11 protein-coding genes are annotated in these 14551 nt (G+C 36.8%); 9 read left to right on the forward strand and 2 right to left on the reverse strand.

The genetic code is table 11. The features are described 5' to 3' along the window. Positions 1–55: 55 nt before the first annotated feature. The 6 genes from LACWKB8_RS01810 to LACWKB8_RS01835 all read left to right on the forward strand — a co-directional run bounded on the left by LACWKB8_RS01810 (position 56) and on the right by LACWKB8_RS01835 (position 8667). Entirely contained in the window at positions 56–973 is a 918-nt protein-coding gene (locus LACWKB8_RS01810; RefSeq protein ID WP_038521320.1) for a magnesium transporter CorA family protein, read from the forward strand. 14 nt (positions 974–987) lie between these two features. Continuing rightward, on the forward strand, positions 988–1911 hold the full coding sequence (locus LACWKB8_RS01815; RefSeq protein WP_038521322.1) for a serine hydrolase: 924 nt from the start codon (positions 988–990) through the stop codon (positions 1909–1911). A gap of 161 nt (positions 1912–2072) precedes the next feature. Next, complete coding sequence (locus tag LACWKB8_RS01820; protein WP_038521325.1) at positions 2073–2660, forward strand: TetR/AcrR family transcriptional regulator; 588 nt, start codon at positions 2073–2075, stop codon at positions 2658–2660. Next, complete coding sequence (locus LACWKB8_RS01825; protein WP_038521328.1) at positions 2653–5685, forward strand: MMPL family transporter; 3033 nt, start codon at positions 2653–2655, stop codon at positions 5683–5685. Before LACWKB8_RS01820 ends, LACWKB8_RS01825 begins: the two co-directional genes overlap by 8 nt. Positions 5686–6001: 316 nt before the next feature. Then, positions 6002–7561 (forward strand): ATP-binding cassette domain-containing protein, encoded by a 1560-nt coding sequence (locus LACWKB8_RS01830; protein ID WP_038521331.1) that lies wholly within the window; start codon positions 6002–6004, stop codon positions 7559–7561. Between the two features lie 95 nt (positions 7562–7656). Continuing rightward, positions 7657–8667: a zinc ribbon domain-containing protein gene (locus LACWKB8_RS01835; RefSeq protein ID WP_038521334.1), complete on the forward strand. Its 1011-nt coding sequence runs from the start codon at positions 7657–7659 to the stop codon at positions 8665–8667. A 72-nt stretch (positions 8668–8739) separates the two neighbouring features. On the opposite strand, the gene LACWKB8_RS01840 is transcribed toward LACWKB8_RS01835, so the two are convergent. Then, positions 8740–10116, reverse strand: a complete 1377-nt coding sequence (locus LACWKB8_RS01840) for an NAD-dependent succinate-semialdehyde dehydrogenase (RefSeq protein WP_038521337.1) — start codon at positions 10114–10116, stop codon at positions 8740–8742. A gap of 116 nt (positions 10117–10232) precedes the next feature. Then, entirely contained in the window at positions 10233–11015 is a 783-nt protein-coding gene (locus tag LACWKB8_RS01845) for an alpha/beta hydrolase (RefSeq protein ID WP_038521340.1), read from the reverse strand. A gap of 199 nt (positions 11016–11214) precedes the next feature. Here LACWKB8_RS01845 and LACWKB8_RS01850 point away from each other — a divergent pair, with 199 nt between their 5' ends. The 3 genes from LACWKB8_RS01850 to serS all read left to right on the forward strand — a co-directional run bounded on the left by LACWKB8_RS01850 (position 11215) and on the right by serS (position 14036). Beyond that, positions 11215–11820, forward strand: a complete 606-nt coding sequence (locus LACWKB8_RS01850; protein WP_038521343.1) for a TVP38/TMEM64 family protein — start codon at positions 11215–11217, stop codon at positions 11818–11820. Continuing rightward, positions 11820–12350: a GNAT family N-acetyltransferase gene (locus tag LACWKB8_RS01855; protein ID WP_038521346.1), complete on the forward strand. Its 531-nt coding sequence runs from the start codon at positions 11820–11822 to the stop codon at positions 12348–12350. Before LACWKB8_RS01850 ends, LACWKB8_RS01855 begins: the two co-directional genes overlap by 1 nt. A gap of 378 nt (positions 12351–12728) precedes the next feature. Then, positions 12729–14036 (forward strand): serine--tRNA ligase, encoded by a 1308-nt coding sequence (gene serS / locus LACWKB8_RS01860; RefSeq protein ID WP_038521349.1) that lies wholly within the window; start codon positions 12729–12731, stop codon positions 14034–14036. Positions 14037–14551 lie beyond the last annotated feature (515 nt).

Consider the following 14551-nt stretch of genomic DNA (forward strand, 5'->3'; position numbering starts at 1 on the left):
TGGCATAAAAAAGCTGGCACAACACCGGCTAAATATAACGGCCAGGGGTGAAAAAGTGATTAGAGAGCAAAAGTTTCCGGTGGAAACCAATTATAAATGGTATGACATCAGTAATTTGAGTGAAGAAGACAGCAACCGACTGCAAATAGATTTCCATTTTACTCCAGATATGATTTCTTATATTTCTGATAGACATGAAAGGCCGCACTATGATTACGATACGCACACTCATATTCACTTACTAGTTTATGATGTGCCGATCTGGCCTACTAACACGATTAAGCACTTTACGGCACATCCAGTTACTTTTTTAGTATCTGGTCAAAATATTTTTACGTTTCACACAGAATCAACCAGTTATGTATTTGATGAGTTCAATGATAATACTTCAAGACGGGATTTATCCTTGGCTCAGGACGTGACTGAACTGCTAATGAAATTTTTGTTGTACTTATCACAGTATTTTCAACGTGCGGTTACGCAGCTTGACGCTGAGCGCAACAGTTTAGATCAAAAATTATCAGGCGATATTAATAATAAAGATTTGGTTGAATTGTCAAATATTGAAAAAAGCTTGGTGTATCTTTCCAGCTCAATTCAAACTAATTTAATGATGCTGCATAGCTTAAAAATGTCTGAATTGGATTTTACTAAGCCTGGGCGTGAACGACTAGATGATGTATTGATTGAATCAAATCAGGCGGCAGAAATGGTGAAAATTTCGCAACAGGTTACGCAAACCCTGTCTGCAACTTCTAACAACATGATGAACAATAATCTGAATGATACTATGAAGTTCCTAACCGTTTGGTCTTTAGTTTTAACAATACCAACGATCTTGACCGGCTTTTATGGTATGAATGTGAGCTTGCCGGTTGGTCATAGTTCTTCTGACTGGATTGCGATCATAGTGGTGACAGTCTTTCTAATGGTTTGGTTGATTGTTTTAATGAAACGACATCATTTCTTTTAAGCTGAGGCGAATACATGAAAAATAAAGTTTTGCTAGGTTCATTAATTACAGCGCTTCTTGCTTTTATGCTCTATTCCGTTAATCTTAAGCGGGTTGAAAATACCAAATTAAAGATTGCAGGACCAAAGCAGGAACAAGTAGTAAAGAATAAAAAAGGTAAAAAAGGTCCCAGTGAGCCAAAAGTTGCCACTGTTGAGTACCCTAATCACATTAAAGTAGCAGCGGGCAGTGAGAAAAAATGGGCACAGAAAATTGAGCAGGTGATGGGAAAAGATCATAGCTATCAGGTATGTGTTCAGGATCTGAATAATAATAAATTTGCGCGCGTTGCTAATACCAGTCAACGTCATAGTGTAAATTCTATCAGTCGTTTATTTTTATTGATTGCACTCACATACCAAGAGCAGCATGGCAAATCAATTAACAACAAGACGATAAAAATTAAAAAGAGTGATCGCGCTAAAAAGGAAAAATTGCTGCAAAAGGGGATAGCATACAATGCGTCCTACTTAAAGCAACTAATGCTGCAAGGCAATCAAACAGCTGCTAATGCACTCTTGCGGACACTTAAACCAGCTAAAGTTAATACTATTATTAAGAAAATCGGTGTTAAAGATACTGTCATTAAAAATAAGTTTGCCGCTAAAGCAGCAGCTTTGACTACTGCTAACGATTTAAACAAAATTATGGTCAGTCTTTATCATGATCAAATTTTAAGCAGACAGTATTCCAATCAAGTATTGGGCGCTCTGAATTCAAGCAGAACCAAGCCTAAGATTATTCGTAATACTAGAGGCTTAATTTATGCTATTGGCGATAGTAAGGCCAATGTAGCTCTGGTACAATCTAATGGTAATGCATACTGTATCAGCGTTTGGAGTAATAATGACCAAGATTTTGTTAAACTGGGAAAAGCAGTTAACAGCTTCTTTAAATAACGTTTTTAAATAGTGCTTTACCAAATCTTAAAAATTTTGCCCTAATCAGAATTGAGTTTTAGGGCTTTTTTAATAATATAAAATAATTTACAGCTTGTAGATTGTATTCTTCACATTGTAGTGATATATTATTCAGTATGCTGTCAAAAGGAGGGGTGAAATTGGTTAGAAAAAGAAACCTTGATTTGGATAAGGTGATTGCGAAGGCGACGGAGCTGATTGGACGAAAGGGACTTTCCGCGACCACTCTGCCGAACCTAGCTAAAGAGTTAGGCGTTCGTTCACAGTCGCTTTATCATTATGTTTCAGGTCGAAAGCAACTGTTGTCGCTTGTAGGTGCAAGCAGAATTAAAATTTTAGGTAAAAAATTAGTTGATAATCTGATCGGAATTTCAGGTGAAGAAGCTTTACTCAAGTTTGCAGATATTGTCCGTGACTTCATTCTGGACGATCCCGCATTAATTAGTATTCTCTATCATTTGAATGAATACAAAAAAGACGATGCTATTACCCAAGAAATTTTAAAGATAATAGCTTTGGCTGACAAACTAAATTTGAAAAGTGACAGCACGGTTTCGCTCCATTCCTTAATTGGAGCAGTATTGGGATACGTTTTTTTAGATGTGTCCGAATCTTTTACAGAAGAAACTAGTGAAGAAGCTGACCAGGGTTATCATGAATTAATTATTCAACTGGTTCAGCCTAACAAATTATTGCAAAAAAATAGAAAGGAAAATCGGAGTGCATAAACTAGTAAAAAATCATATTTTCTCGTTAATTGCATGGATTTTAATTTTAATCATTTCTGTTGTGGCTTTGCCAGACGTTACAGGGTTAACCCGTGAGCACTCAAATATTTCCTTACCGTCTGACGTTCAAAGTGAAGTTGCAAAGTCAATTCAAAATGATTGGGGTCCCAAACAAAAAAATACTTATCAGGTTGCGGTAGTTTTTAATAAAGAAAAAGGCAAGCTGACATCTGATGATAAGGATGCCATTAATGAAACTATTGCCAAACTGAAAGATAATCAAGATCATTACGGTATTAAAATGGTCTTAGGTCCTGATGATAATATTGCGACTAAGAAAAAACTGCAATCAAAGGATAATACCACATGGATAATGCAGTTAAATGTTGCTAAAAAGCACGGACCTATTAATGATGTTGAAGCGCAGTTGAATAAAGCAGTTAAAACAGCTGGTATCAGAACGTATGTTACTGGTGCGGATGTTTTGCAAAATGCCTTTTCAAATGCAATTCAAGAAGGAATTAAGAAAACTGAAGTAATTACAGTAGTCTTTATTTTCATTGTGTTAGTAATCGTCTTTAAGTCGCCGATCGTGCCGTTAATTTCATTACTAACTGTTGGTGTTTCCTTTATTACATCATTTGCGATTGTTACTAACTTAGTTAAATACCAGAACTTCCCGTTTTCTAACTTTACACAAGTCTTTATGATTATTGTGTTGTTCGGAATTGGTACAGACTATAACATCCTGTTATATGACAAATTTAAAGAGGATCTGGGTAAAGGGATGAATCGCTACGAAGCGATGAATAGTGCCTTAAAGGTTGCTGGAAAAACTATCCTTTATTCTGGTTCTTCCATCTTAATTGGTTTTTCAGCTCTCAGTTTAGCCAACTTCTCCATTTACCAATCAGCCGTTGGTGTTGCGGTAGGTGTCGCTGTTTTACTAATTGTATTACTGACACTTAACCCATTCTTCATGGCTGTTTTAGGTGAAAAAATGTTCTGGCCGGTAAAGAAATTTACTGGTGAACACGAAGATAAACTGTGGCACGGTATTTCAAAAGGTACTCTTGCTCACCCAATTATCTATTTAATTGTACTGGCTGTGGTCGTGATTCCTTTTGGCCTAATGTACACTGGTCATTTGAACTATGATGATACCGACGAAATAGATAATAATGAGACTGCTAAGGCTGGGATGCTGATTGTTGAAGACCATTTTTCAAAGGGAATGGCCGAACCGTCAACGCTCTACATTAAGAGTAATCATAAACTTGACAATGAAGCAGATTTACGTCTTATTGATCAATTGACTAGACAATTGCAAGCTTCTAAGGATGTGGCTTTCGTCACTTCTGTTACTCAGCCTTATGGTGAAAGCATTGATCAGCTTTACGTTAAGAACCAGCTTAATACTGTTAACCAAGGTGTTGATCAAGCACGTGCCGGTTTAGGTAAATTAAGCAAAGCAAGTAAACAATTGTCTGCTGGCGCAAATAAGTTGGCAGATGGTACAAGCCAACTGCAAAACGGCACTAGCCAACTCCAAGATGGCGCAAGTAAGTTGCAAAGCGGTACAAGCAAATTGCAAAACGGTGCCGGCCGTTTGCAAAACGGCACAGGTCAACTGCAAGGCGGCGCCAGTCGTCTGCAAAATGGCACGCAACAAATGACAAGTGGATTAAATCAATTAAATTCTCAACTTGCAAGTGGCAGTGCTGGTATTGCGAATGCGCAGAAGAATACCAAGGCTGCTTTAGAAAAGAACTATAAAGCTAACTTATCTAAGAGCATTAATAGTATCCCTGGCTTAACCCAGCAGCAAAAGATGGCTACAATGCAAGCTGCAGGTGCTGCTTTAGAAAAATCCTGGGCAGAAGCTTCCGCATCAATGCCTAACGTATCTGGACAAATGGGTCAGCTTCAATCTGGTGTCGGCAGATTAGCCACTGCTTCGGGCCAATTGAATAATGGTGCCTCGACTTTGAACAGCGGCATTGGTCAACTTAATTCTAGTGCTGGTCAATTAAGCTCTGGTATTGGTCAAGTTAACTCCAGTACTGGTCAATTAAGTTCAGGCATCGGTCAATTAAATTCCAGTGTTGGCCAACTTAATTCAGGTGCCGGTCAGTTAGCAGCTAATACGCCAAAACTGACTAATGGTGTGGATGAAGTTAATAGTGGCTTAGGACAAGGTGCTGCTTACCTTAATGGCTTAGCAAGTTCTTCTGCCGCAGATACTTTCTATATTCCACAAGAATTTATCAAAAACGATACTTTCCAAACTTCGATTAAGAATTATTTGAGCCCTGACAAAAAGTCGGCTATGCTGATGATTGTCTTTAAGTCAAATCCAAGTAGTCTTAAAGCCACCAAAAAGGCGCAAGATCTAAGCTTAATGGCTAAAAAATCTTTTGCAGGCACTCGTCTTAAGAATGCGACAGTAGCAATGGGCGGCGAAAGTTCTAACATTGCTGACATTAAGGATATTGCCAACAGGGACTTTATTAGAACTGCAGCTATAATGCTAATTGGAATAGGTATTGCCTTAATTTTTGTAACTCGTTCACTTTTACAACCTGTCTACATTTTAGGTACACTCCTGATTGCCTACTTCTGCTCATTATCAATTACAGAGTGGGTAGTTAAGGCTACCTTAGGTAAAAGCATGCTAACTTGGAACACGCCGTTCTTTGGCTTTATCATGTTAATTGCTTTAGGTGTTGATTACAGTATCTTCTTGATGACACGCTACCGTGAACTTGAAAACGGCAAGCCAAGTCAAAGAATGCTTAAAGCATGCGGTATTATTGGAACTGTGGTGGTTTCAGCAGCCATTATCTTAGGTGGTACATTTGCTGCATTAATTCCATCAGGGATTCCGACTTTGATTGAAGTTGCTTTGGCAGTGATTATTGGTTTGATAATATTAGTATTTATTATGCCGATTACCTTGTCAGCTGCAGTCAAGTTGACTTATGAAGGTATTCATTGGCGCAAGAATAAACGTGCTAAAAATTAAGCAAAATTAATTAAAAAGGTTGAAATTCTTATTTAGGATTTCAGCCTTTTTTATTCAAAACAATTTTTTAATCCGTTTACAAATGTTAATTAGTTATAGTATACTGTTTTTAATTAAATTTTAAGTAGAAGGTAAGGAATACTGGCATGTCAAGACAAGTAAATAATCAATAAGCTCTAGTTGTAGTTTTAAATCAATAACCACTTTTTAATTTTTAACTCAACGTAGAGCGATCTTATTTATCAGGTAGAGTAATTTCAGCAGCTTATAATTGCGGCTTACTTTACTAATTACGCGTATACATTGAGGTATTATAGTGGAATTAATTAAAATAGATTATTTACAAATTGACGTGGCAGCTTCTAAACTGCTGACTGTCTCAAATTTGAGCATCAATTCTAGACAAAAAATTGGTTTGATTGGTAATAATGGTGTAGGTAAAACCACTTTAATGAAGATTCTTGCTCAAGAAAAATTTACGGATTTGTTTACCATTAAAGGTGCAGTTATTAACAATTGTAATTTTGCTTATGTTCCGCAATTGCTTGATGCTGGTGATAAGAGTGGCGGGCAAAGAGAGAAATTAGCTCTCAGTAGGGCCATTGCCAAATTAAAAAATATGCCTAACGGTTTGCTGCTTTTGGACGAACCCACATCTAATTTGGATATTACGCAGCAACAATGGTTAATAAAGTTAATAAATAAAAGCAAAATTGCCTGTTTAATTGTCAGCCATGACCAGAACTTTTTGGATAGCGTCTGTAGTTCAATCTGGTATATTCAAGATCAAGAAGTGCACAATTTCTCTGGGACTTATGAAGAATTTCGCAGCTTTAGACAAGATGAACAAAAACGAGCAGAAACGATTTATGAGCAAAAGGAAAAGCACCTTGAGCAGTTAAAGAGAAGTTATAATCAGCATTTTAATAAGGCCAGAACTTTTTCTCGTAACAAAAAGGGACTTTCTTCATCTGACTGGCGGTCAAAGTCCATGGGAAAACAAAAAACAGCAAATAATGTTATCAGAGCCAGTAAAAGTCTTGCTAACCGCATCAATAAGGAAAAAGGAGAGCTAAAAAGGCCACCAGTTCATCATGCGATTACCTTGAAAAATGGCAACAATGGGATAACTGACCTGTCTATTTCTTCGAAAAGCAAGGCATTACGGCTGGAGAAACAACCGCTTAATGCTTATGGGCAGAAGTTGTTTAACATTACGCAGGAAGTAAATCTTGCTTATGGTTCAAAAATAGTTTTAACTGGGCAAAATGGTGTTGGCAAAACTGTTTTTCTGGAACAAGTTAAGGATAGGAAACTGCATGGTTTTTATAATCCGCAATTAAAAATAGGTTATTTTAACCAAAACATAGTTACAAACCAAACGGATAAAACGTTATTTGATTCTCTTTTTGCCACCAGCATATTCGATGATAGTTCGACTATGCAGGTCTTGGGCGATTTGCATTTGCGCCAATATGGAGACCATAAAATAAGTGATCTTAGTGGTGGCCAGCTTGTGTGTTTCAATTTAGCAAAAATAATTACCGGTCAATATAATTTATTGCTGCTTGATGAACCCACAAACTTTTTAGATATTGCCTCTATTAATGCACTGGCGGAATTTGTGAGAGATTATCCGTTTGCTATGATACTTGTATCACACGATCAGGCATTTATCAAACAGCTTAAAGTTGAAAGATGGCAAATTAAGAATGGTCTGCTGCTCACTTCGCAGGCGCAAAAAGTGAAGCAGCAGAAAAGGAATAATAATGAGTTAGAACTACTCAAGTTTAAGCTCGATCAATTAATGCTTGATTCGAAAGCTTCAATTTCTGAAATAAAGCAAGTTAAAGCAAAAATTCAAGAATTACAGTAAAAGACTGTATTAAAATAGTGATAAAGAATTTTCCTTATCGCTATTTTTGTTTTATGATTAACCTATTAACAATTATTGATTAAAGGAAGCTTCTTATGACTACTTGTCCAAACTGTGGTCGTCCCATCACTGATGAGGATGTTAAATGCCCAAATTGTCATTTTGACTTACAAAAATATCGTGAGACTTTTTTCACAGATCAACACCAAAAGGCTGTTTTTGAAGATGAAAAGACCGGCAAAAAAATTGCTAGTCGCAAATTATACCGGCAAGAATTTTATCCAGCAAAGCAAAACTCTGTTATTGCACGAATGCTAAAGTGGATTCATGTTAACAGTATGATCGTATTTCTGCTAGGAATTGCATTGTTAATCCTGATGAGTTTTTCTCGCAGTTTTGGTTGGATTTGCTTTTTTGCTTTATTAGTTTGGCTCTATTTTGTGTGCAGCCGTCAAGAAAAGATTGACCGCTACACCGTAGATGAACGCTTAACACAAAAAATAAATCAGCTCGGATCCAATATGTTTAATGACGTAGCTGAATCGAAAGAAAAGGTGAGATCAAAGAGCAGGCTAGCCCAGAAAAGTATTAAAAATAAGGAAAATGCCCCAGTAAAAAAGCACTTTTCTTATGTACAGCTGTTAGTAGTTTTGCTCGCAATAATAAACTTAATAGTTTTATTTACTGGATCAGGTGCGTCTGTTTTAGACGTGACTTACAGTCAAAAAATGTCAATTACGCGGGTAACTTTCAGATTAGCCGGCAGACTCTTTTCTTCAAATGCCACTTTACTGTCCGGAGTAGTGCTTTGTGTAATCTGGCTAGTCATCGTTTTGATTCCGCTGTTTATTATTTACCATACAATGAAAGATACTAAAAAGAGCAGAATAATCGCTTTTTCACTGTCTTTAATTGAAAGTATTTTTCTAATTTACCTTATTTTTAGAATGTCAAACAGTTCATTGTCTAATCGGGGCATTTTGCATAGCATTACTAGCCAATTGCTTTTGTATGCTGTTTCAATAGGAGCATCAACGTATTTCTTGATTTTAGCCAGCGTGATGACGACTGGACTAACCGGTTATAACCTCATGCGCCACCGTTAAAATAAATTTAATTAAATAAAAAGCTGATAAACTAGCGTCTATCAGCTTTTTTAATTTATCTTCTTATAAATATTACTTGGTTGGCATGGAAATTACTAAGTGCTCGTTAACAAAAGCCATCAAGCCAAGATCGCTGAGTTCACGACCATAGCCGGATTTCTTAATGCCACCGAATGGTAATTCACCTGAACTAATCCAAGTACCGTTAATTACTGTCATACCAGTTTCAATTTGAGCGGCGACGTTTTGTGCACGTTCAAGATTGGAGCTGATAACTGAAGAACCTAAGCCGTAGCTGGAATCATTAGCTAAAGCAATAGCAGCATCTTCATCTTCTACTTCGTAGACAATAGCTACTGGGCCGAAGAATTCTTGGTCAAATGCAGGATTATCACGATCAATATCAGTCAGGATAGTTGGACGGAAGAAGGCACCATCAGAATCAATTTCAGGATATTGATAGAATACTTTGGCTCCGGCACCAATAGCTTGGTCAACTTGCTTGGTTAATTTATCCTTGGCACCTTGTGAATTCATTGGTGGCAAAGTTGTATTTGGATCAAGCGGATCGCCAGCTTTTAAGCTAGAAAAGACGCTCTTTAATTCTTGGAGAGTTTCTTCATAACGTGATTTAACAACAATAATACGCTTAGAAGATGTACATACTTGTCCGTCATTATAGGTTCTGGCAGAACTAAGTGCTTGTTTTAAGACTTGCGGATCAGCATCATCAAGAATAATGAAAGCATCGTTGCCGCCAAGTTCCATTGTCGACTTTTTCAGGTTTTTACCGGCATTTTCAGCAACAGAAGAACCACCACGCTCTGAACCAGTTAAAGCTACTCCTTGAATTCTAGGATCAGCAATAATTTGATCAAGTTGGTCATAACTTGGGTAAAGGTTGATTAAACTTCCTTCCGGAGCTCCTGCTTGTTTAATAATTTTAGCAATTAATGCTGCTGAACCAGGAACATTGTGCGCATGTTTGAGAATAATAGGATTACCCACAATAAAGTTTGGTGCAAATACTCTGATTACTTGATAAAGTGGGAAATTCCATGGCTCACAAGCCATTACTACACCAGTTGCTTGCTTTAAGTAATATGCGTCGCCCAGTTTGGAGTCAATTGGCTCTGGCTTTAACAATTCAGGCCCTTTATCGGCAAAATAGTCACAAATAGAAACGCAAAGATCAACTTCACCTTCTGCTTCACCAATCATTTTACCCATTTCGCGGGTCATGATTTCAGCCATTTCTTTTTTATGCTCACGCAAACCATCTGCCACTTGATGCAGGGTCTTAGACCGTGTTTCAGGCTTTTCATGACGCCACTTGTGATACAATGCATCGGTTAAATTAAGGGCATCCTCTATTTGATCAGAAGTAGGATTGTCATAATTGGCAAAGTTTTCGTTAGTGTATGGATTAATTGATTGATATTTAGCCATAATATTATCTCCTTAAAAATTTGTAGGATAAGCTTATCAAGAATATAAAACGTTTTCATTAATTATTATAGCACATACAGAATATTTTACTAATCAATAGTAAGTAAAAATAAAAATTATTTTATTGCATTTAAAAGATAGTTTAGTGATTGCTCCAGATATTGAGTGGAATAAGACATTGCGTGCTTGTTACCAGCTATTATTTTCAAGTCAACCGCATGATTTTTTTGAGCGAGAACAGCAATAAAGTCAAGCAAATACTTAATAGGCGATAATTCATCTGCAGAATTGATCATCAATAGCTGCTGTAAGTTACTATAGTCATAAGATGTAGCATCTATTTTCTTTAAGACTAATGCGTCTTCTGAACCGGCGTATGCTAAAGTAAAATATTTATAAAAAGCATCATTAATATCATGTAAATTAGTTAAGCCTAGTTCCTTGCGACCATCAACTGAAGCTGTCACTTTCTGGTGGTCTTTCATCCAGTTTGAGTAGTTAACTGGTGCTGACCAAGTAACAGTGGGGAAACCATATTTGCCAGCAATATTAAGAGCCATTGTTCCACCACTGCTGGCTCCTATTTGAGTGATGTCAACCTTTTTATTAGCAACATATTTACTTTTTAGCAACCACCTTACAAAATTAATGCTGTCTTCGTGTGCAGCTGGAAACGGGTGTTGCGGTGCAAGGGAGTAGTTGGGAGCAAAGACGGTAAAACCATGAGCGGCTATTTTACTACACAGTTCTTTAAAGCTGCTTTTGTCGCCGCGAAACCAACCACCGCCATGCCAAAATAAGAGAATTTTATTATTGGAATTATCATTATCTGGTTCATAAATATCTACTTGTAAATCTTTTTGTTTATCAAAAGTGACATCAGTAATAAATTTGGTCATCCGAATTTCCTCCAAAAATTAATTAAGTATTATTAACTATTATACTGTAATTAGGACAGTTGACCGTTTTAAAACAAGCTTCCTTTTATTTCATAAATGTAAATATTTAAGTTATTTTAATTATTAGTATTTAATGAATTAAAAAGTAATCACTTTGCTTATTTTTTGGTAAAATGAGGCTTAACATTGGAGGTAAGTTATGCATCTGTCTGCTAAAGCTAGTCGAAGATTAATTAACATCTTGACCGTTGTCAGCGGGATTATCATTATTCTATTGTGTATTTATTGGTACAAATTAGGAATATTTACTAGTCAAGCTAAAATGAAAGCATATTTGGCTGATAAGAGAATAATTGGGCCAATAATTTTTGTTGTGATTCAGATTATACAGGTGGTTATACCTATTATTCCAGGTGGAGTCTCACTTTTAGGCGGAGTAATCTTCTTTGGACCGGTAGCCGGTTTTGTTTATAACTATGTGGGAATCTGTATTGGCTCAATCATCAACTTCTTTTTGGCACGCTTTTATGGCAGACCCTTTATCCTTCATATTGTTTCCGAAAAAACGCTTGATAAATATATGAAGTGGACAAAAAACCAAAGCAAATTTAACTGGTTTTTTGCGATCTGCATTGTAGCGCCAATGGCACCAGATGACGTTTTATGTCTACTAGCAGGCTTAACAGACATGAAGTTCTGGACTTATTTTTGGATTATTATCTTAGGTAAGCCTTGGACTATTGCAGCTTATAGTTTTGCACTCCAGTTTGGCATGGATTGGTTGCTCAAATTGGTGGGTCATTAATGGCTAATCGCATTTATTTGCGCTCTTTTAACTTGTCGGATGCATCAACTTTACTTAAATGGGGGCAGGATGAATATTATCAGCGCTTAGCGGGCTTTGGTCATTATCAAAATCTGGCAGATGCCGAAAAAGCGGCTGGGCAATATGCGGCAAGAAAATATAGCTATGCTCTCTGCTTGTGCCAATCTCAAAAAATGATTGGTTTAGTTGAGCTATATGAGCGCGGTGTCAGCACCAAAGAATTGCAGGCAACTAAAGAAATTGGCTTTTTGTTAGACAAGGACTTCTCGGGACACGGTTATATGACTGAGGCACTAAAAATAGTGCTGGATTATGCATTCCAAAAACTCAATCAAACTGAAATTTGGGCTGGGGTTTTTGAAAATAATCTACGCTCAAAAAAATTACTGGTGCGCCTGGGTTTTAAATTTATCTATGCTGTTGATATGAGTAAAGTCAGTGAATTTTCTCAGTATCAAGAAGACTATTTCTTACTGCAAAAGGCAGAGTGGTTAGAAAGAAAAAAGTAATTAGAAAATACCGCAATCTTTATTTCATTATTTAAAGTATGTCCGTATTTTTTTAAATACTTAATTTGCGGATAAATAATTGCAAATACTAATAAATACTATTTGCTAAAAAAAGCATAATAGCTTAAAATAATATCCAAACACGGAATCCTAAGACTGTTTTAGAGAGTTCGCGCTCTGGTGCAAGCGAATAGAAGTCGTTTCCAGATTCCATTAATGTGGGTAATTAATAGTTACACGGCACGCGGCATCGTTATCGCCGACTTAATGAAGCGCAGCTAACTTATTAGCTGAAAATGGGTGGTACCGCGAAGCCATGTGAAAGCCAATTCGTCCCAATTTTAGGGATGAATTGGCTTTTTTGTGTGGAGGTTAAAAATGCTGGATATAAAATTGATTCGTGAGAATCTTGATTGGGCTAAAGATAAGCTGGGTAGACGCGGCGTTAAGCCAGAAGAACTGGATGAATTAGTAAAAATTGACGCTGATAGACGTGAAGAATTAAATCGCAGTGAGCAACTGAAAGCAGAAAGAAACAAAGTTTCTAAAGAAATTGCTGAAATTAAGAGAAATAAGGAAGATGCTTCCGCCGCTGTGCAAAAAATGCGTGAAGTTGGACAGGAAATCAAAGAACTGGATGAAAAGGTTGCTGAATTAACTGAAAAGCAAAACTATATCTTATTAAGACTGCCTAATTTCCCTGATGATTCTGATCCAATCGGACCTGATGAAAGTTATAATGAAGAAGTTCGTAAGTGGCACGAACCAACAAAACTCGACTTTAAGCCCAAAGCTCACTGGGAACTTGGTACCGATTTAGATATTTTAGACTGGGACAGAGGCGCTAAGGTTTCAGGTGCGCGTTTTGTCTATTATAAAGGTGCTGGTGCCTTGCTTGAACGGGCAGTGTTTAACTTTTTCTTAGATGAAAATACTAAAGAAGGTTATACCGAAGTTATTCCGCCATATTTAGTCAACGACGAGTCAATGCAGGGTACAGGTCAATTTCCTAAATTCCGCGAAGATGTTTATACAATTGTGGATAATGATGATCCTGATAAGCCACTCGATCTGACTTTGATACCAACTGCTGAAGTGCCGCTGGTTAACTATTTCCGTGATGAAATTATTCACGCAGACAAATTACCAATTAACGTTACTGCGCTTTCTCCAGCCTTCAGAAGTGAAGCTGGTTCTGCTGGACGTGATACCCGGGGCTTAATTAGAATGCACGAGTTTAGAAAAGTGGAAATGGTTAAGATTTGTAAGCCGGAAGAGTCATGGAATGAATTGGACAAGCTCACAAACAATGCTGAACACTTGTTACAAAAACTAGATTTACCATATCATGTTGTAGCATTATCAACTGGGGATGCTAGTTTTACTAGTGCCAAAACCTATGATTTGGAAGTGTGGATGCCGGCACAAGATAAGTATCGTGAAATCTCCAGCTGTTCTAACTGTACTGACTTTCAAGCTCGGCGTGCACAAATTCGTTACCGCGATGAAGATGGTAAACTTCATTTGGCACATACGCTTAATGGCTCAGGCTTAGCTGTCGGCAGAACAGTTGCTGCAATTTTAGAAAATTACCAAAATGAAGATGGCACTGTCACAGTACCCGAAGTTTTAGTTCCTTATATGAATGGAATGAAAAAGATTACTAAAGAAGAAAGTTTAATCTAGTTAATAGACTTATTAATTTCGTAAGCTGATCAGCTTACGAAATTTTTTTGTAAAAAATCAATCTGAATTTAGCTCCAAAGAGCCTAAATTACGAATATTTAACAAATTGGTCTAGTCAAAAAAAGTAAAAATAGCGTGTATCAGGTATTAGTAAAAACTAATTTGAAAGCAAAATAACTTAAATAACGAACAAAAACTTTAATTTGACGAACTAACACAAAAAGAGTAAGGTATTACTTGTGCTTGAGCGAGTTACAACAAATAACAAGTTCAACATAAATCGAGCAAAACCAGTTGACAAAAAGCAACAGGTTTAGTAAGATAATAAACGCTGTCAGGTAAGACGGCGAAAGCAAGTCAGAAAAAAGTGCTTGACAAAAGCAATTGAATCTGGCAAAATGAAAAAGCTGTTTTAAAGAAGACAGCAGGTAGTACCTTGAAAACTGAACAATGTTTTCGCAAAAATGTGCGGGTTTAAAGAACCCAAAACAAAAGAGCGAAGTCAATTTCGCAAG

This window comes from Lactobacillus sp. wkB8, from assembly GCF_000761135.1.
Taxonomy (GTDB): Bacteria; Bacillota; Bacilli; order Lactobacillales; family Lactobacillaceae; genus Lactobacillus; species Lactobacillus helsingborgensis.